General features: G+C 66.7%; 14 protein-coding genes. All 14 read right to left on the reverse strand.

Annotated elements, in window-relative coordinates; all coding sequences use genetic code 11:
- Nucleotides 1–315: 315 nt before the first annotated feature.
- Nucleotides 316–2,142 (reverse strand): methyl-accepting chemotaxis protein, encoded by a 1,827-nt coding sequence (locus C5O79_RS21425; RefSeq protein ID WP_276321194.1) that lies wholly within the window; start codon nt 2,140–2,142, stop codon nt 316–318.
- A 246-nt stretch (nt 2,143–2,388) separates the two neighbouring features.
- Complete coding sequence (locus C5O79_RS21430; RefSeq protein WP_124647755.1) at nt 2,389–3,789, reverse strand: amidase family protein; 1,401 nt, start codon at nt 3,787–3,789, stop codon at nt 2,389–2,391.
- Between the two features lie 82 nt (nt 3,790–3,871).
- Nucleotides 3,872–4,663 carry an alpha/beta hydrolase gene (locus C5O79_RS21435; protein ID WP_046549551.1) on the reverse strand — a complete coding sequence of 264 codons (792 nt, stop codon included), beginning with the start codon at nt 4,661–4,663 and terminating at the stop codon, nt 3,872–3,874.
- 84 nt (nt 4,664–4,747) lie between these two features.
- Complete coding sequence (locus C5O79_RS21440) at nt 4,748–5,089, reverse strand: DUF4148 domain-containing protein (RefSeq protein WP_124493514.1); 342 nt, start codon at nt 5,087–5,089, stop codon at nt 4,748–4,750.
- A gap of 300 nt (nt 5,090–5,389) precedes the next feature.
- Nucleotides 5,390–5,932, reverse strand: coding sequence for a cytochrome P460 family protein (locus C5O79_RS21445; protein WP_046549240.1), 543 nt, complete (start codon nt 5,930–5,932; stop codon nt 5,390–5,392).
- On the reverse strand, nt 5,932–6,975 hold the full coding sequence (locus tag C5O79_RS21450) for an alpha/beta hydrolase (RefSeq protein ID WP_131931687.1): 1,044 nt from the start codon (nt 6,973–6,975) through the stop codon (nt 5,932–5,934). The genes C5O79_RS21445 and C5O79_RS21450 overlap by 1 nt, the downstream gene beginning before the upstream one ends.
- 270 nt (nt 6,976–7,245) lie before the next feature.
- On the reverse strand, nt 7,246–7,500 hold the full coding sequence (locus C5O79_RS38190) for a hypothetical protein (protein WP_046549238.1): 255 nt from the start codon (nt 7,498–7,500) through the stop codon (nt 7,246–7,248).
- A gap of 33 nt (nt 7,501–7,533) precedes the next feature.
- Nucleotides 7,534–8,712: an acetate/propionate family kinase gene (locus C5O79_RS21460; RefSeq protein WP_131931689.1), complete on the reverse strand. Its 1,179-nt coding sequence runs from the start codon at nt 8,710–8,712 to the stop codon at nt 7,534–7,536.
- 4 nt (nt 8,713–8,716) lie between these two features.
- Nucleotides 8,717–9,655: a phosphate acetyltransferase gene (locus tag C5O79_RS21465; protein ID WP_046549237.1), complete on the reverse strand. Its 939-nt coding sequence runs from the start codon at nt 9,653–9,655 to the stop codon at nt 8,717–8,719.
- A gap of 19 nt (nt 9,656–9,674) precedes the next feature.
- Nucleotides 9,675–12,023, reverse strand: a complete 2,349-nt coding sequence (locus C5O79_RS21470) for a DUF3141 domain-containing protein (protein WP_131931691.1) — start codon at nt 12,021–12,023, stop codon at nt 9,675–9,677.
- Nucleotides 12,024–12,084: 61 nt separating this feature from the next.
- Entirely contained in the window at nt 12,085–12,849 is a 765-nt protein-coding gene (gene fabI / locus C5O79_RS21475; protein ID WP_131931743.1) for an enoyl-ACP reductase FabI, read from the reverse strand.
- Between the two features lie 377 nt (nt 12,850–13,226).
- Entirely contained in the window at nt 13,227–14,708 is a 1,482-nt protein-coding gene (locus C5O79_RS21480) for an efflux transporter outer membrane subunit (RefSeq protein ID WP_131931693.1), read from the reverse strand.
- 47 nt (nt 14,709–14,755) lie between these two features.
- Nucleotides 14,756–17,842 carry an efflux RND transporter permease subunit gene (locus C5O79_RS21485; RefSeq protein WP_131931695.1) on the reverse strand — a complete coding sequence of 1,029 codons (3,087 nt, stop codon included), beginning with the start codon at nt 17,840–17,842 and terminating at the stop codon, nt 14,756–14,758.
- Nucleotides 17,839–18,924 carry an efflux RND transporter periplasmic adaptor subunit gene (locus C5O79_RS21490; RefSeq protein WP_174242130.1) on the reverse strand — a complete coding sequence of 362 codons (1,086 nt, stop codon included), beginning with the start codon at nt 18,922–18,924 and terminating at the stop codon, nt 17,839–17,841. Before C5O79_RS21490 ends, C5O79_RS21485 begins: the two co-directional genes overlap by 4 nt.
- Between the last annotated feature and the right edge of the window lie 148 nt (nt 18,925–19,072).

Here is a 19,072-nt window from a genome sequence, read left to right on the forward strand (position 1 = left end):
TAAGCAGTCCGATAGCATTCGTGGACGGACGCCATTACTGCGAACGGGAGAATAATCGGCCATATTCGCGGCACCTATTACCGCTTCTGGATTGGACCTTTCCAGCGTCGTCAACAATCGCTGTCGTGCGCGATGCGGCGGCCCGGCGCGATCGAGATCCGCTGTCGCGGCCTGCCGGACGGCGGAAAGTCACATCCCGCACGAAGCGCGGCACGGATGGTTCGATGCCCAGTTGCCGGAGCATGGCCGCGACGCGCAGAGCGGGAACGATCCCGACACGGAGCGTCCTTCTCGACCGGATGTTCCTGCGTCGAATCAGGTTCGGGCGGCATCGATCCGGAATACCGCGATCGTCGCTTCCAGCTGCCCCGCCTGCGCTTTCAGCGCCGCTGCCGCTGCCGATGCCTGCTGCACCAGCGCGGCGTTCTGCTGCGTCACCTGATCCATCTGCGCGACGGCCTGATTGACTTGCTCGATGCCCCGCGACTGCTCGTCGGACGCGGCGGTAATCTCGCTCATCAGTACGTCGACCCGTCGCACCGACGCCAGTATTTCCGTCATCGTCCCCGTCGCGCGATCGACCTGCCGTGCGCCGGTGTCGACGCGCCTGAGCGAATCCGTGATCAGTTCCTTGATTTCACGCGATGCCGCGGCACTGCGCTGGGCCAGCGAGCGCACTTCGCCCGCCACGACCGCGAACCCGCGCCCCTGTTCGCCGGCCCGGGCCGCTTCGACCGCGGCGTTCAACGACAGGATGTTGGTCTGGAATGCGATGCCTTCGATCACCGTGATGATCTCGGCGATCTTGCCTGACGATTCCGACAGCCCCCGCATCGTCCTGACGACCTCTTGCGCGGCCTGATTGCCCTGCTCGGTCAGCAGCGCCGCGTCGCTCACCACCTGGCTGGCCTGCTTCGCGTTCTCGGCGTTCTGGCGAACCGTCGACGTCAGCTGCTCCATGGACGCGGCCGTCTCCTCCAGCGACGCGGCCTGCTCCTCGGTCCGTTGGGACAGATCCATGTTGCCCGCCGCGATCTCCCGAGCGGCGGCGTCGATCGCGTGCGAGCCGTTCTGCACCGCCCGGATCGTCTGGAGCAGTTCGCCCTGCATCGTCTGCAAGCCGGTCAGCAGTTGCCCCATTTCGTCGGTCGAATGAATCTCCACCCGAGTCGTCAGGTCGCCTTCGGCGATGGCGCCGAAATGGCCCAGTGCGTTCGCCAGCGGCGTGCCGATCGCCCGTTGCAGCGACCACCATGTCAGCGTGGCCGCGCCGAGCGCGACCAGGCTCCCGGCGACCGCCATGCCGATGAACCAGTGGAAGCGCGCCTGCGCGGCATCGAACGTCGCCCGCGAAGCCGTGATCTGAAGCTGCCCGAGCGCATCCATGGCGTCGGACGCGTCGATGAACAGCGACGGCGGGATGCGTCGCCAGACTTCCGGAATTTTGGCCGCATCATGGGTGGCTATGACCTCGAACATCGGCTCCAGCCCGTTGTCGACCAGCGCCTTGAACTTGCTGCCGGCGTCGGCCGCGCGGCGGGCCTCTTCGGGGCCGGAGAACGGCAGCGCGCGATAGGCGTCCCATGCCTTCCTCGATGCGGCCAGCATGTCGCGGGCCACACCGGTTTCCTGCGGAACTTCGGCGCTGGCCGGATCGAGCGCGATGCGATACAGCCACAGGCGCGTCCTCGACAGCGCGACGTTCGCCTGCCCGAGCGCCTCCGACGAAGCGAGCCTTTCGGAATAGAGCGTCTTCACGTCGTTGTTTCCGATTGCCATGCCGACCACGCCGATGATGCCGCCGACGACCAGCAATACTCCGAGAAAACCCATCGCCAGCGCCAGACGGGTGCGAATGCTGAAATTCTTGATCATGGTCAGGAGAGCGTTGAGCACGCCGCCGGTGCATGCGACGCATGCGCGTGAAACCAGTCGGGTACGGCACGTGCAAGGTCGACTTCCCGATAACGACCAAAGTGACGCCGGGATTAACGCAGAATCCGTAACGGACGTTTCCAGAAGCGGCGAGTTGTGATCCGCGCGAGTCCGTGATAACGGGATGTGCAACGCTTGCACGCTGAATCGTCGGATGAATATCCAGGTGCCCGGGCGCTGGCGGGCGCACATGTCGCGTGATGGCATGCCGATGCACCCCTGCGCTCACGTCGGGCTGCTTTCGAACGCGCGCTGCGTACCGGTTTCCACGCGTAATGCTTTGGATGCCAAACCATCCAGGGTGCCCTGCCCGAAACGCCGTCAATGATGCCTCAATGGGGTGCATGCGCGGGCGCGCAGGCAGGAGCGACCGATGAAGCCGGCCGGCTGGCGGAATGCATCGGCACGATGCCGAACGGGCATCGTCGACGCATTCGCCTGTCCGTCAACCGGCTAACGCACCGGGTCGACCGGCGCGACCGGCACGCCGCGCGCTTCGATATCGCGCCCGGCGAGCAGGCACAGATCCTCGCGATGATGCGCGGCAACCACCTGCACGCCGACCGGCACGCCATTCACGAGCGACGTCGTCACGGCCAACCCCGGCAGCCCCATCGCCGGCAGCGCGCGCAACGTGAGCTGCGCCTCCCACACGCGATCGAACCCGTCGGGTCCCTGCCGATCGAGATCGTCGGGAAACGGCAGTTCCGATGAAACCGGCAGCAGCACCACCGCATACTCGTCGAGAAACAGCCGCCACTGCCGCGTCAGCGTCGTGCGCCGGACGAGCGCGCGGCTGATCACGTCGGCCGGCAGGTCGCGCACCTTGCCGCGCACGGCCTCGACCACGGCAGCCGCACCCGGATCGCCATCTTTCGCGACCGCGCTCGTCAATGCGTCGAATCCATCACCGAGCCAGAGCTGCTCCTGCAACAGCGCTGCTTCGCGCATCGGCGGCGTATCGTCGATCTCGTCGACGGTCCAGCCCGCATCGATCAATCGCCGTGCGGCATCGCGCAATGCGGCCTCGACTTCGGGCACGACCTGCAAGCCACCCGGCCGAACGCACAGTGCCGCGCGCTTCGGCACCTCGCGCCCGTCGAACGGCACCGCCACATGCCACGGATCGCGCGGGTCCGGCGCGGCGAACGCACGCAACGCGAGAGAGAGATCGTCGATCGTGCGTGCAATCGGCCCCGCCGTCGACATCAGCTGCGCGCCGATCGCACGCTCGGGCGACGATGCATTGAACGCCGGCACGCGGCCGAGCGACGGACGAATGCCATGCACGCCGCACGCGTAGGCCGGGTACCTCACCGAGCCACCGATGTCGGTGCCGACGGCAAGCGGGCCGATCCCGGCGGCCACGGCTGCCGCCGCGCCGCCACTCGATCCGCCCGGCGTCAGTGACGGATTGCGCGGATTGCGCGTGTGGCCATGCACGAGATTCGACGTGAACCAGCGCAACGCGAACGTCGGCGAATTGGTGCGGCCGAGCAGGATTGCGCCGGCCTTTCTGATGTTGCCGACCACCGGGCTGTCGGCGTGCGCGATCAGGTTCTCCTGCAGGCGCGTGCCGTTGGTCGTCGCGAATTCCGCCTGGTCGACGTTGATCTTCACGGTCACGGGCACGCCTGCGAGCGGCCCCGGATCGTCGCCGCGCGCAATTGCGCGATCGACTTCGTCGGCTTGCCGCCGGACATCGTCGGGCCGGTGTTCGATCACCGCGTTGATCGCCGGATTCACCGCATCGAGACGATCGAGCACCGCGTCCGCCACTTCGCGCGCTGACACTTCACGCTGACGCACGCGTTTCGCGAGTTCGGTTGCCGGCAATTGCCAGAGTTCGGTCATGACTTCTCCTGGTGGAAAGACATCACAATCACTGACGCCGCTACGCCTCACCGACGACGAGAACGCGCGGCACCGCGTTCACTCACTGCTGATCCTGCTTCGCGCGTTCGGCTGCCGCGATGATCGCGTCGGCCACAATCTTCGGCTGGCTCAGCATCGACACATGGCTGCCGTTCACGCGCGTGACCGTCGCGCCGATCCGCTTCGCCATCGCTTCCTGCAGCGCCGGGTCGATCATCTTGTCCTGCGTCGCGACGACGAACGTCGACGGCTTCGCATGCCACGCGGCCTGCGTGACCTTCTCCGAGATGCAACCGCTATACCACGGCCCCTGGGTCGCCGCAACGAGGCGCTGCTGCGCGGGCGGCAGGTCCGGCGCGAAATCCTGCGCGATCGCCTTGTCCGACAGCGTGGCGAAACCGCCCGCGTCCTTGCGCAGCTCACCGGCCCACGCGGGCGCCGGCAGCCCCTGCGTGACGTCGGCGATCGACTGGCCGTTGTCGGGCGCGAACGCGGCGACGTACACGAGCGACTTCACCTTGTCGTCGTTGCCCGCCTCGCTGATCACGACGCCGGCCCACGAATGGCCGACCAGCACGACCGGCCCCTTCTGCGCGTCCACCGTACGCTTCGTCGCGGCTGCATCGTCGGCGAGCGAGCTCAGCGGGTTCTGCACCGATACGACGTGCAGCCCGCGCGCCTCGAGCAGCGGAATCACGCGGTTCCAGCTCGACCCGTCGGCGAACGCGCCGTGCACGAGCACGACGTTCGTGCCCTTCAGATCTTCTTTCGGCGCGGCCTGCGCCGCGACCGCACCGAACAGTCCGCCGACCACTGCGGCAGATACCAGAACGCGTTTCAACAAACCGGCCATCGTCATGCTCCTTGCTCCATTGTGTTTTTCACGGGAAGTGCTGCAGGGGTGACCGCGCCCGCCTGCGGCAAGCGCGGCAGCACATCACGAATGCGCGTACAGGTCGTCGGCCGCATTTCGTGCGGAACGCGCTTGGGACGCGTCGTGATGGCCGGCCGGCGTCGACGCATCGGCGACGCTGTCGCCTTGCGATTTCGACGGGCCGTTCTGGTCGGAACGCGCGACCTGCTGCGCGGCGGCGTTCTCTGCGGCCGCGATATCGTTCGGGTAGTTCGCTTCGCTGCTGGCCGGGTTGTAGCCCGCCTTCTCCAGGCGGACGAGATCGGCGCGCACTTCGGCGCGCGTGAGGCCGTGGCCGGTATCGGCAAACGACAGGGCGGGTGCGACGGCGAGGACGGCAACGGCGAGGAGTCGAGCGGCTTTCATGAGGGTTCTCCTTGAGAGAGGTGGGTCAGTCGATCATTCGGCATCCGATCCAGTTCGTCTGGCATCGAACGTTTCCTGCATGTCGACAGTAGAACCCGCGCACGTATCTGCCATGTTTCCGAAACCGGGGCTTTCTGCATGCCAGTTTTTCAGGAACGGCCGCAGATACAGTGCGATACAAACCGGACTGCCGCATCGTTTGCCGCCCCGTCTACCGATGGCATACCAAACCGACTCATCATGAAAAAAGGCGTGCCACGCATGGCACGCCTTTCCGTCGAACCCATCACACCACGCACGTCACGGCGCAAGCCGCGTGAACACGTAATCGTGGTTCTTCACGCGCGCCTGGTGGCACGCAAAACACGTCTGATGCTGGCCGATGTCGGCCGGCACGCCGTTGATGAAGCGCCCGAAGCCCCAGCCGCCCGTCGACGCATAGCGGCGCGAGTCCTTCACCATCACCTGCACGGTCGTCGCCTGGCCCGGCACCGTCGCCGGCGCGAACTCGTCGGACTGCTTGCGCTTGTACGCGAGCTTCACGAGGATCGTGCCGTCCGGGAACGGCAGCGTCGCCTGTTCGAGCGCGCGGATCGCGACCGGGTTGCCGAGCACCACACGCAGCTCATCGAGCGGTGCGGCTTCCTCGGCCGGCGCAACCATTTCCCACTTCCGGTAGCCGGGCGGAATCGTCACGCCGTAGATCGGCGAAGCGGCCGCGGCCGGTTTCGGCTGTTCCGCGAACGCGGCCGGGCCGTTCGCCGCCAGCACACCGGCCAGCAGCACGCCCGCGCCGAGCGCACGACGTGCGCCGCGCCGCCACACTTCCGTGCGGGCCCGCATCACAGATGCTCCACTTGCAGGATCGCATCCGCAAACGCCTGCGGCGCTTCCTGCGGCAGGTTGTGGCCGATGCCGCCGGTGATCGTGCGGTGCTGGTACTTGCCGGTGAACTTCTTCGCGTAGGCGGCCGGCGCCGGATGCGGCGCGCCGTTCGCGTCGCCTTCCATCGTGATCGTCGGCACGGTGATCGCGGGGCCGGCCGCGAGACGGCGCTCGATGTCGTCGTACTGCGCTTCGCCCTTCGCGAGCCCGAGGCGCCAGCGATAGTTGTGGATCACGACGGCCACGTGATCGGGGTTCTGGAACGACGCGGCCGTGCGCGCATAGGTTTCGTCGGAGAACTGCCATTTCGGCGACGCGAGCTGCCAGATCAGCTTGTTGAACGCATCGCGGTTCTGCGTGTAGCCGAGTTCGCCGCGCTCGGTCGAGAAATAGAACTGATACCACCACTGGAACTCGGCCTGTGGCGGCAGCGGCGTGGCGTTCGCCGCTTGGCTGCCGATCAGGTAGCCGCTCACCGACACCAGCGCCTTCACGCGGTGCGGCCACAGCGCCGCGATGATGTCGGCCGTGCGCGCGCCCCAGTCGTAGCCGCCGAACACCGCGCGGTCGATCTTCAATGCATCCATCAACGCGACGATGTCGACGGCCGTGACCGCCTGCTGGCCGTTGCGCACCGTGTCGGCCGAGCGGAACGTCGTCGACCCGTAGCCGCGCAGGTACGGCACGATCACGCGATAGCCGGCCGCGACGAGCAGCGGCGCGACTTCCGCGTAGCTGTAGATGTCGTACGGCCAGCCATGCAGCAGGAACACGACGGGGCCGTTCTTCGGCCCGAGGTCCGCATACCCGACGTTGAGCACGCCCGCGTCGATCTGGTGGATCGTGCCCAGCGACGCGACGCCGGCCGTGCGCTTCGCAGGCGGGGCATCGGGCGCCGACTGCGCATGCGCCAGGGCGCTGAAGCCGAGGTCGGCGAGGCTCAGGCTTGCCAGCGTCGTACCGAGGATCAGGCGGCGGCGGGTGTTCACGGTTTCAGGCATGACTCGTTCTCCATTGTCGATCGCGAAGGAAGGCGGCCCACGGCACGTGCGGGCACTCGGGAATCGGCGTTCTCGCCGGCGGCGCCGGCACTGCGCCGCCGTGTGAATCGCGTCACCGGATTTATACCCGACCCGCCCGCAGGCTTTGTATCCCAACGTATCTGTGTGCGTACACGACACACGGGGATTCAAAAATCGTGCTGGAGATGCCTGTCTGCGGGAGAGCCGGCCCGCATTCCCGCCCTCAACCTCGCTGACGCGAGAAGCCGCTCACGCCTTCCGATCCGGCAGGATGTGCGCACGAATCGACCGCCCCCGCCACGATATGTGGTCGATCCGATCGCGCAGCGTGTAGATCGCCACCGACGACAGCGTATTGAACCTGAGCAACGCGATGGGGGCGCCAATCCCGGCCGGCACGCGCTCGATCGAATCGAACAGCGGGAATCCGTGCCGTTTCAGGAACGCGCCGACTTCGTCGTCGCCTGCGTGTTCTTCGACGTTGATCAGCAGTAGTTCGGCCATGGCGGCTCCTTTCCTTGTGCGTTCGCCTGCTCGTCACCGGATCAGCCGGCGCGTATGTTGCGCGATCATCCATTCCTCGTTGGTCGGGATCACCCACGCCGGTACACGACTCGACGCCGTCGTGACCAGCGGCCCGCCCGAGTTGTTCGCTTCGACGTCGATCTCGACGCCGAGCCACGCCGCGCGGCGCATCACCCCTTCGCGAATCGCCGCCGCGTGCTCGCCGATCCCCGCCGTGAAAACGATGGCGTCGATGCCTTCCATGGCAGCGGCGAGTGACCCGAGCTCGCGCGCGATGCGGTAGACGTACAGCTCGATCGCGAAGCGCGCGTGCGGATCGTCGCTCGCGAGCAGCGTGCGCATGTCGCTCGACAGGCCGGACACCCCGAGCAACCCGGAGCGCCGATAGATCAGATCCTCGACGGCGTGCACGTCCATCCCGAGTTCTTCCATCAGGAAGAGCACGACGCCCGGGTCCAGATTGCCGCAGCGCGTGCCCATCGGCAGCCCGTCGACGGCGGTGAACCCCATCGTGCTCGCGACGCTCTTGCCCGCCACGAGCGCGCACATGCTCGCGCCGTTGCCGAGGTGGGCGACGACCGTGCGCCCGCGCGCCGCCCGTGGCGCGACGTCGGGCAGCGCGCTTGCGATGTACTCGTACGAGAGCCCATGAAAGCCGTAGCGGCGCACGCCCCGGCTGGTGATCGACTCGGGCAGCGCGAACGCCTGGGACACCGCGGGCTGCGTGCAGTGGAATGCCGTGTCGAAGCAGGCCACCTGCTCGATACCCGGCTGCACCGCTTCGAGGATGCGGATCGGCGTCAGGTTGTGCGGCTGATGCAACGGCGCGAGCGGCGTGAGCTTTTCCAGCTCGGCCACGATCTCGGGCGTGACGCGCACCGGGCCGCTGAAGCGTTGCCCGCCATGCACGACGCGATGGCCCACCGCCGCAAGACGATGCCCTTCCTGGTGAGCCTCCAGGAACGCGGCGATCTGCTCGAGCCCTTCTTGATGGCCGAACGCCTCGCCGCCGGCCCATTGCTGCTCGTGATGTTCCCCGTGATGGTCGACGGCGCTGAAGTGCACGGTGGCCGTATAAAGACCATCGACCTGACCGTGCACGATCAGCCCGAGCGTGTCGCCCTGCACGTCGAATGCGGAAAACTTGATGCTCGACGAGCCGGCATTCAACACCAGAATCACGTCTGCCATGGCATCACCCCGCGCGCCCGGCCGCTTCACGCCGCACGTTCGCGACGAGCATCGCGACCGCGCACGAAGCGAGCCGGGTGATCAGCGAATCGGCGCGACTCGTCAGGATGATCGGCACGCGCGCACCGAGCACGATCCCCGCGGCGTCCGCGCCGGCCAGGAACGACAGGCTCTTGGCGAGCATGTTGCCTGCTTCGAGGTCGGGCACCATCAGCACGTTCGCATGCCCGGCCACCGGCGAATCGATCTGCTTGATGCGCGCGGCCTCGGGATCGATCGCGTTGTCGAGCGCAAGCGGGCCGTCGACGAGCGCACCGGTAATCTGCCGCCGGTCCACCATCTTGCACAGCGCGGCCGCTTCGAGCGTCGACGGCACTTTCGGGTTGACCGTCTCCATCGCCGACAGGATCGCCACAAGCACCTGCGGAAATTCAAGCGCATGGGCGAGATCGATCGCGTTCTGCAGGATGTCGACCTTTTCCTCGAGCGTCGGCGCGATATTGATCGCCGCGTCGGTCACGATGAGCGGATCGGCATGAGCGGGCACGTCCATGACGAAGCAATGGCTGATGCGCCGGCCCGTGCGCAATCCGGCATCGTGACGCACCACTTCGGCCATGAGCTCGTCGGTATGCAGGCTGCCCTTCATCAGCGCGGCCGCCCGCCCGTCGCGGACGAGCCGCACCGCCGCTGCTGCCGACGCCTCGCTGTACGGCGCATCGACGATCTCGTGATCGATGATCGACAGCCCGGCCTCCGCGGCGGTCGCTTCGATACGGGCACGCGGGCCGACCAGGATCGGTTCGATGAGCCCCTTGCGCGCCGCCTCCAGTGCCCCCTCGAGCGAGCTTCGATCGCACGGGTGCGCGACGGCCGTCGGCATCGGCGCGAGCGTCCGGCAGTGTTCGATGAGGCGAAGATACTTCTCGTGTCTGTTTTCCATCGTGGTTCCTGGCTGTCCGTCACTGCACACGTTCGAGGGCCGCTACCGGCCCCTTGGCCGGCCGCTTCGCGGGCGGTGCACCCAGCACCGCGCGGATGCGTTGCAGCGCCGCCCACTGTTGCTCGCTCACCGATGCGCTTTGCACGCGCGGATCGCCCAGCAGCTTGTCCAGCAACGTCAGCAGCCGCTGGCGGTCTTCCGGCCGGGCCAGCAGCGCCGGCAGCGTGGCGACGGCCTGCTGCCGCGCATAAGTCGCGATGATTTCCTGCTCGCCATAGATGCGCCGCCACTGGTCGGGCGGCAGGTCCGGCAGATACTCGGCGTAGGTTTCGGCGAGTTCGCGCTCGGTCGCAAGCTGCGCCAGCGGAAACGGCTCGCCGCTGCGCTCGAGCAGAAACGCTGCACGCGCAACCGCTTCGGTGTAACCGCCCCGGTCGATCGACGCCAGCGCGTCCTTCACGAACGGCAGGTCGCGAGGGTCCGTCGCCACCGGCGAAGCGGCATGATGGTCGCGATACCGTTCCGCGAAATGAAGCATGAAAGGCTGCGTGTACAGCGTGAAGAACAGCGACTCGGTGCTCGCGTCGCGCATCGCACGGAAAAAATCGAGCGACGCGCTGACGACATCCGAACCGCGGCGTTCGAGCTTGCGCCACGGCTCGATATCGTCGGCCGGCTGGCGGTTCGCCTTGACCGTGTCGGCGGCCGGCTTCAGCCAGCCAAGCCACGGGTTCAGATCCGAAAACGCCCAGCGCTGAAAGCGCAGCGGATGAAGATCGCGCAGCAGGCGCGCCGTGGTTTCGTTCGATGCCTGCTGCACGAACGGCTGCATGAGCAGTTCATACGCGCGCTGCGTGAATTCGGACAGCTCGGCGACGGCCTCGAACGCCTGTTCGTCCTTGCGCCCGAAGCGATTGAAGTATTGCGCGATTTCTTCGAGACGGTGCTCGGCAAAGGTGACGTCATATCCGACCTTCCCGTCGGCGCCTTTCACTTCCTCGATCGACATCGCATAGAGACCGGGCGGCAGCGTTTCGACGGCATCCAGCACGCTGACGATCTGCGCGTGCTCCTTCTTCGCGACCTTGCCCGACACGAAGATGCCGAGATGCCCGACATCCTCCTCCATCAACCCGATGATCACCTGCCCGCGCGACTTGATCTCCTCCGTGCTGCCGTAGATGTCCGCGACCCAGTTGAACGCCTGCTGCGGCGGCGTGATGTTGTCGCCCATCGACGCGAACAGGATGATCGGCGAGCGGATCTTGCGCAGGTCGAACGCGTTGCCCGCTCCGTCCCGCACCTCGCCGGACCAGAGCTTGTTGCCGATAAACAGGTTGCGCGTGATCCATTCGATCTCTTCGCGGTTCATCAGGTAGTAGCCGCCCCACCAGCGCTCGAACTCGAGGAAGCGCGGCGGCTCCGTGTCGATGTTGTCGTACACGTGGTAATACTTGTCCCACAACGTGTTCGCCGGGTTCAGGTTCTCGAAGTTCTGAACGAGATACGCGCCGTCGAACTTGCCGTTGCCGAGGTCCGACGAGAACGACGCGAGCCAGGTGCCGCCGAGCAGGCCGCCGGCATAGCGCATCGGATTGTCGCCAGGCCCGTCGCTCCACGCGCCGCTCCAGTACGACATCGGCGCACCGTTGATCACGATCGGGCCCGTGTCGTCCGCCGACGAGCTTGCGAGCATCATCGCGGCCCAGCCGCCCTGGCAGTTGCCGACGATGGCCGGCTTGAGGCTGTCCGGATGCCGCTCCCGCACCTTCCGGACAAACACCTGCTCCGCCGCACACACGTCGAGCAGCGTCTGGCCGGGCTCGGGCTCCTGGAAGAACACGACGAAGTACACCGGATGCCCCGCGCGCAACGCCACGCCGACCTGTGAATCGTCCTTGAAGCCGCCGATGCCGGGGCCATGCCCCGCGCGCGGATCGATGATCAGGTAAGGCCGCTTGGCGGCGTCGACGATCACGCCCTCCGGCGGCCGGATGTGAACGAGCGCGTAATTGACGGGCCGCTCGAACTGCCGGCCGTCGAGGACGACGTCGTAGTCGAAGTGAAGCACCGGCGCGAGCCCCTGGGCCGCACGCTCGACGTATTGCGTGCCGCGCTCGCGCAGCGTGTCCCAGAACAGCAGCGAACGCTGTACGGCGTCGACCGCGTAATGCCATGCGCCGAGCGGCGAAAACGGCGTGGCGAAAGGGGCGGCGCCCGGGTCGTGACCAAGGCTGTCGCTGCCGTCGAATGCTTCGCTCAACCGCTTTCCGTACTGTTCCAGCGCGTGCTGCGTGCGCTTTTGCAGGACGTGGACAATCTCCGCGGCGATCTCATGACTGCGCGCCAGTTGCGTGGCAGCATCCATAACACTGTCCTCCAGAGGGGCAAGGTGAATCTCGAAACATTCCGGGAGCGGCCGTCTCGCGTCAGCCGAGCACGTGCATCCCGGCATCGATGTAGTGAACGCCGCCGGTCATCGCGCGTGCGGCATCGCTGGCGAGAAAGGTGCACAGCGCGCCGACGTCGTCGATGTCGAGCGGCCGGCGCAATGGCGCACGCCGTGCGGTGTCGTCGAGCAGGTGATCGAAGTTCGGCAGCCCGGAGGCCGCGCGCGTGGGCAATGCACCGGGCGAAACCGCATGCACGCGGATGCCTGCCGGCCCCAGTTCGACGGCCAGATAGCGAACGGCGGCCTCCAGCGCCGCCTTGACCGGCCCCATCACGCCATACTCGGCGATGACCTGGTCGGCGCCGATATAGGTCATTGCCATCAGGCAGCCACCGGCGGTCATCAACGGCTCGGCAAGATTCGCCAACCTGACGAACGAGTGGCAGGAGGTATCCATCGCGAGTGCGAACCCTTCCGGCGAACTGTCGACGACCCGCCCGTGCAGGTCGGCCCTGGGTGCGAAGGCCACGGCATGCAACAGAAAATCGAGGCCGCCCCACTGCTCGCCGATCGTGTCGAACACATCGCGCATCTGGTCCGCCCGGCTGACATCGAGCGGCATCGCGATCGCCGGCTTCAGTTGCTCCAGCAGCGGCTCGACGTACGGCAACGCGCGGTCGGATTGCCAGGTCACGGCCAGCTCGGCCCCCGCCGCGTGAAAGGCGCGCGCACATCCCCAGGCGATGCTCTGCTCGTTCGCCAGGCCGACGACGATTCCCTTTTTGCCTTCGAGCGGCCGCATGCCAGTGCCAGGCGCGCGCGGCCCGCGCACGTCGTCATTCGTCATCGCGAAACCTCGGATCGTATTTTTTCACCGGGCGAAACTCAGAAAAGGCCGTTTGGTCTTTCCGCCGCGAATCATTGTATTGACGGTTGCATTACATCCGATCAATCAAGCGACATAGTCTTGATTTTTATCAAAATCGCTTTTGAATCAGATAATTACGATGGAATGTTTCGATAAACAAGGACGCGTTTCATCGTCTTGTCATTCCATCGCGTGCGGAAACGCGTGTTGCTTCTTCAGGGAGCAATCGAGTAGCCGCTGTTTTCGCGATCAAGCAGAAACGAACGCAAGCCGCCTGATTGCAGCGGCCCGCGTTCGTCGAGCATCTCCACCTATCTGGATGCGATCGGCTGATCCGCCGGACGCGGCATCTCGCCGCTACGCTGGATCCATCCGCCCCCCAGCGCCCGGTACAGGCTGACCAGGTTCGTCCAGCGCGCCAGACGCGCATTGATCAGCGACTGCTGCGCCGTGTAGAGGTCCGTTTGTGCGGTCAACACCGACAGATAGCTGTCGGCACCGCTCTTGTAGCGCAGGTCCGACAGGTCGAAGCGGCGCTGCTGCGCGTGCGCGTTGCGCTCGAGCGCGGCGATCTGCTGGTCGTACGTACCGCGTGCGGCCAGGCCGTCCGACACTTCGCGGAATGCCGACTGGATCGCCTTCTCGTAGTTCGCGATCTCGATGCGCTTCTGCACGTTCGCGAGATCGAGGTTCGCGATGTTCTTCCCGCCCTCGAAGATCGGCAGCGCGATGTTCGGCGCGAACGACCATGCCGCCGTGCCGGCCTTGAACAGGCCGCCCAACGTCGGGCTCGCGGTGCCGAACGCGGCAGTCAGCGAGATCTTCGGGAAGAACGCCGCACGCGCCGCGCCGATATTCGCGTTCGCAGCCAGCAGCGCCTGCTCGGCCTGCATCACGTCGGGGCGACGCGTCAGCAAATCCGACGGCAAACCGGCCGGCACGTCCGGCAGCAGGTTCTGCGCGTCGAGCGGCATGCCTGCGGGCAGGTCGTCCGGCAGCGGCTCGCCAACCAGCAGCACCAGCGCATTCAACGCCTGCGCGCGTGCCCGTGCTTGCGCCTGCTGGTTCGACAGCGCCTGCTCGACCACCGTCTGCGCCTGGCGCAGGTCGAGTTCCGTGCCGGTGCCGTTGTCGAACTGCAGCTTCGTCAGGTTGTACGAGTCCTGCGCCGTCTTCAGCGTGTTCTCCGTGACCTTCAGCAGATCGTCGGTCGACAGCAACGTCAGATACTGGTCGGCCACCTGCGACACGAGCGAGATTTCCGACGCCTGCCGTGCGTAGGCAGTCGACAGATACTGCGCGAGCGCCTGGTCCTTCAGGCTCTGCACGCGGCCGAACAGGTCGAGTTCCCACGACGCCGAAAGCCCGACGTCGTAGGTCCGGGTGATCGTGGCCTGCCCGGTCGGAGAAACACCCTGCGGATAGCGCTGGATGTTACCCGTCCCCACGCCGTCGAGCGTCGGGAACAGCCCCGCTCGCGTGATCTGGTACTGCGCACGCGCGGCCTCGATATTCAGCACCGCCACGCGCAGATCGCGATTGTTCGTCAGCGCGATCTCGATCAGCCGCTGCAGGCGCGGATCGGCGAAGAATTCGCGCCAGCCGATGGCGGTCGCCGCCTGGCCGTTCGCACTGCGCGCACCCGCCGCCGCGCCCGGCTGCGTCGAATAGACACCGCCGGACGGGAACGCCTGCGCCACCGGTGCGTCGGGCCGCGTGTAGCGCGGCGCCATCGTGCAGCCCGTTGCGAAGAGCGCGGCCGCCGCAACGGCCGCGAGGCGAATTCGACTCATGTTGCTCCCGTTGCGCACCGCCGCGGCGCGCGTTTCAGATTGCATGCTCATACGGCCTCCAGCACGCGGGCGCGCTCGCTGGTCGCCGCCTCGCGATGGCGTTTCGCGATCAGCGTGTACACGGTCGGCAGCACGAACAGCGTGAACAGCGTACCGACCAGCATCCCGGTCGAGACCGTGATCCCGATCGCGAAGCGGCTGGCCGCGCCCGCGCCGCGCGCGAAAATCAGCGGCACGAGCCCGGCGACCATCGCGGCCGTCGTCATCAGGATCGGCCGCAGCCGTACCGCGGCCGCGTGCTCGATCGCCGCGCGCCGGTCGAGATGCTGCGTGCGTTGCAGTTCGTTCGCGAAGCTCACCATCAGGATCCCGTGCTTCGAAATCAGGCCGATCAGCGTAACGAGCCCGATCTGCGTATAGATGTTCAGCGTCGCGAAGCCGAGGTACAGCGGCACCAGCGCGCCGCACACCGACAGCGGCACCGACACGAGGATCACGAGCGGATCGCGCAGGCTCTCGAACTGGGCGGCAAGCACCAGGAAGATGACGACGAGCGCGAACACGAACGTGACCGTCAGCCGATTGCCCTCCTGCACGTATTGCCGCGATTCGCCGAGCCAGTCGATGTCGTAGCCGGCCGGCAGCGGCTGCTTCTGCAGAAACTCGACCGCCTGCCCCATCGTCACGCCGGGCGCGGCCACCGCCGACAATGTCGCCGAGTTCAACTGGTTGAACTGCGTGAGCGCGTTCGCCTGGCTGCCGTTCGACACGCGCACGACGGTCGACAGCGCCACCATTTTGCCGCCGCGCGTTTTCACGTAGTAGCGGTTCAGCATCTCGGACGACAGGCGTTCCGCGCGCGCGACCTGCGGAATCACGTCGTACGAGCGGCCGTTGTGGTCGAAGCGGTTCACGTAGTTCTCGCCCACGAGCACCGCGAGCGTATCGGCGATGTCCTTCATCGTCACGCCGAGCGCATTCGCCTGGTTGCGGTCGATCGTCACGCCGACCGCGCGGCTGTCGAACGTCAGGTCGCTGTCGACCACCGCGAACAGTCCGCTCTTCGTCGCGGCAGCCTTCAGCTTGTCCATCGTCGCGAAGATGTCCTTGAAGTCCGCGGGCGCGCGCAGCACCATCTGGATCGGCAGGCCGCCGCTCGACGCGGGCAGCGACGGCAGCAGGAACGTGAACACCTGGTCGCCCGCGATCGCGTTCGCACGCGCCTGCACGAGCGCCTGCAGGTCGGCCGCACCGCGTGTACGCTTCGACCAGTCGACGAGGTTCACGCCGGCAAAGCCGAGGTTGGCCCCCCCGACGCCATTCAGCACGAAGCTCGTATCCGCTTCCGGCAGCGAGCGGAACACCTTCTCGATCTGCGGCGCATAGCGTTCGAGATAGTCGAGGTTCGCATACTGCGGCGCCTTCACCTGCAGCATGATCGAGCCCTGGTCCTCCTGCGGCGCCAGTTCGCGCTTCACGCCGCTGAACAGCACGCCGATGCCCAGCAGCACGCCCGCGCCGAACACCAGCACCGCCGGCCTAGCGCCGAGGCTCGCGTGCAGCAGGCGCCGGTACCCGTGCGTGACGCGCGACAGCGTGTGTTCGATCGCCCGCGCGACGCGCCCCTCCGACATCCGGCTGTCGAGCAGCAGCGAGCTCAGCATCGGCGAAAGCGTCAGCGCGATCACCGCGGACACGCACACCGCCCCTGCGAGCGTGAAAGCGAACTCACGGAACAACGAGCCGGTCAGCCCGCCCATCAGCCCGATCGGCGCATACACCGCAATGAGCGTGATGGTCATCACGATCACCGGCGATGCGATCTCGCGCGCGCCGAGCAACGCCGCGCGCGCGGGCGGCTCGCCGGATTCGATGTGCCGGTGAATGTTCTCGACGACGACGATCGCGTCGTCGACCACCAGCCCGATCGCCAGCACCATCGCGAGCAGCGTGAGCAGGTTCAGCGAGAAACCGGCGGCCAGCATCAGCGCGGCGGAGCCGACGAGCGCGAGCGGAATCGTCACGACAGGGATCACGACCGCGCGGAACGAGCCGAGGAACAGGAAGATCACGACCACGACGATCGCGATCGCCTCGATGATCGTCTCGCGCACCTCGTCGATCGACGCGTTGACGAAGCGCGCGACGTCGAACACGTCGCCGATCCTGATGCTGGCCGGCTTGCTGCGCTCCATCGTCGGCAACAGTGCCTGTACGCCGCGCACGATGTCGAGCGGGTTGCCCGACGGTGTCGCGTTGATCGCGATGTTGACGGCGCGGTGCCCGTTCATCAGCGCGCTCGCGTTGTATTGCTGGCCACCCAGCTCGATCGTCGCGACGTCGCGCAACCGCACGAAACTGCCGTTCGCATCCGATTTCACGACGAGGTTGCCGAACGCACCGACGTCGGTCAGGTCGGTGTTCGCGGAAATGTCGGCGACGGTCAGCGCGCCCTTCAACTGGCCCGGCGCGGCCTGCACGTTGTTCGCCTTCAGCGCGGCCGACACATCGGCGGCCGACAGCCCGTGCGCGGCAAGCCGCGACGCGTCGAGCCAGACCCGCATCGCGAGGTTCTGGCCGCCGACGATGTCGGCCGACGCGACGCCCGGCACCGTGGTGACCAGCGGCTGCGCCACCCGCACCACGTAATCGGTGATCTCGGGGATCGACAACGTATCGCTCGAGAAGCCCAGATACATGACGGCGGTGGGCGCGTCGGTGAGCTTGGTGATCACGGAGTCGTACGCGCCCTCGGGCATCTTGTACTTGACCTCCTGCACCTTCGCCATGATTTCCGTCATCGCGCGGTCGGCGTTCGCATTCAGGCGCAGCCGCGCCTTCACGATGCTCTTGCCCTGCGTGGACGTGGAGGTCAGATACTCGATGCCGTCCGCCGTCGCGATCGACTGTGCGATCGGCGTCGTCACGAAACCCTGCATCAACGCCTGTGACGCACCGGGATAGGCCGTCTCGACGCTGATCGTCGCACTCTCCAGCATCGGATACTGGCGCACCGGCAGCGCGCCGAGCGAGCGCAGGCCCACCAGCAGGATCAGCAGGCTGCACACGAGCGACAGCACCGGCCGCCGCACGAAGATGTCGGTGAAACGCGCGCCTTGCGTGGCCTGGCTCATCGCACCGTCTCCCGTTGCGTGGACGCATCGGCCAGCGCCTGCACCTTCGCGCCCGGCGCGACGCGCAACTGCCCGGTCGTCACGACCACGTCGCCGGCGCGCAGCCCGTCGTCGATGACGATGCGGCCACGCTCGCGCGCGCCGGTCCGCACCTGGCGCACGCGCGCCACGCCGACACCGCGCCCGTCGCGCTGCTCGACCACGACCACGGTGTCGCCCGCCTGCGAGGTCTGCACCGCGGTATCCGGCACGCTGATCACCGCGTCGCGACCCGGCAGCGCCAGATGCGCGTCGATATACATCCCCGGGCGCAGCAACTGGCCGGCATTGGCCACCGTGGCCTGCACGGTGATGTTGCGGGTCTCGTCGCCGACCTGCGGCTCGATCGCGGTCACGCGCCCTTCGAACGTCCGGCCCGGATACGCATCCGCCGTCACGCGCACGGTCTGGCCGAGCGCCACGCGGCTCAACGCCTTCTGCGGCACCGTGAAGTTCGCGTACAACACGTCGAGATCCGTGAGCGTCGCGATCGCGTCGCCCGGGTTCAGGTACTGCCCGAGGTTCACGCGGCGCAAGCCGATCACGCCGGAGAACGGCGCGCGGATCAACTTCTGCGTAATGACCGCCTGGGTCTCGCGGATATCGGCGCGCGCGGCGTCGAGTTCATAGCGGCGTGCGTCGAACGTCGCCTTCGGCTCGGCGCCGTTCGGCACGAGCTGCTCGGCGCGTGCGAACTGCCGGCGCGTATAGTCCGCCTTCGCCTGCAGCCCGGCGAGCTTCGCCTGCTCGGGCGCATCGTAAAGCTGCACGAGTGTTTGCCCGGCACTCACGCGCGAGCCCGCGACGAACTGGATGCCGACGATGCGACCCGCGACTTCCGGCGCGATGGTCACCTGCCGTACCGCTTCGAGCGAGCCGACCGCGTCGAGCGTGGGCGCCGTCGCCTCCGGATTCACGACGATGGTTTCGACCGGCAACGGCGCCGGTGGCGACGCGGGCCGGTCGGCAGCCGATACACGTTCCGTGCGCCACAGGAACAACGCGCCAAACAGGACGATCAACGCGCCCGCGGTAAAAAACATTGAGCGTCTCACCGATATCTCCCCAATGAATCAGTCATGACATCAGTGTGTGTGGAGCGGCTTCATCCGGATGTCAATTTTTTGAATCCCCGTTTAAATATTTCGCACGCCTGACACGAAAAAAACCGCATGCCCGCGACGAACGGGA

The organism is Burkholderia sp. SRS-25 (assembly GCF_004343765.1).
Lineage (GTDB): Bacteria > Pseudomonadota > Gammaproteobacteria > Burkholderiales > Burkholderiaceae > Burkholderia > Burkholderia contaminans.

Excerpts from the sequence above, each read along its gene's own strand:
- C5O79_RS21425 (WP_276321194.1), bottom strand. The coding sequence starts at position 2,142 with ATGCCATCACGCGACATGTGCGCCCGCCAGCGCCCGGGCACCTGGATA.
- C5O79_RS21430 (WP_124647755.1), bottom strand. The coding sequence starts at position 3,789 with ATGACCGAACTCTGGCAATTGCCGGCAACCGAACTCGCGAAACGCGTG.
- C5O79_RS21435 (WP_046549551.1), bottom strand. The coding sequence starts at position 4,663 with ATGGCCGGTTTGTTGAAACGCGTTCTGGTATCTGCCGCAGTGGTCGGC.
- C5O79_RS21440 (WP_124493514.1), bottom strand. The coding sequence starts at position 5,089 with ATGAAAGCCGCTCGACTCCTCGCCGTTGCCGTCCTCGCCGTCGCACCC.
- C5O79_RS21445 (WP_046549240.1), bottom strand. The coding sequence starts at position 5,932 with ATGCGGGCCCGCACGGAAGTGTGGCGGCGCGGCGCACGTCGTGCGCTC.
- C5O79_RS21450 (WP_131931687.1), bottom strand. The coding sequence starts at position 6,975 with ATGCCTGAAACCGTGAACACCCGCCGCCGCCTGATCCTCGGTACGACG.
- C5O79_RS38190 (WP_046549238.1), bottom strand. The coding sequence starts at position 7,500 with ATGGCCGAACTACTGCTGATCAACGTCGAAGAACACGCAGGCGACGAC.
- C5O79_RS21460 (WP_131931689.1), bottom strand. The coding sequence starts at position 8,712 with ATGGCAGACGTGATTCTGGTGTTGAATGCCGGCTCGTCGAGCATCAAG.
- C5O79_RS21465 (WP_046549237.1), bottom strand. The coding sequence starts at position 9,655 with ATGGAAAACAGACACGAGAAGTATCTTCGCCTCATCGAACACTGCCGG.
- C5O79_RS21470 (WP_131931691.1), bottom strand. The coding sequence starts at position 12,023 with ATGGATGCTGCCACGCAACTGGCGCGCAGTCATGAGATCGCCGCGGAG.
- fabI (WP_131931743.1), bottom strand. The coding sequence starts at position 12,849 with ATGCGGCCGCTCGAAGGCAAAAAGGGAATCGTCGTCGGCCTGGCGAAC.
- C5O79_RS21480 (WP_131931693.1), bottom strand. The coding sequence starts at position 14,708 with ATGAGTCGAATTCGCCTCGCGGCCGTTGCGGCGGCCGCGCTCTTCGCA.
- C5O79_RS21485 (WP_131931695.1), bottom strand. The coding sequence starts at position 17,842 with ATGAGCCAGGCCACGCAAGGCGCGCGTTTCACCGACATCTTCGTGCGG.
- C5O79_RS21490 (WP_174242130.1), bottom strand. The coding sequence starts at position 18,924 with ATGTTTTTTACCGCGGGCGCGTTGATCGTCCTGTTTGGCGCGTTGTTC.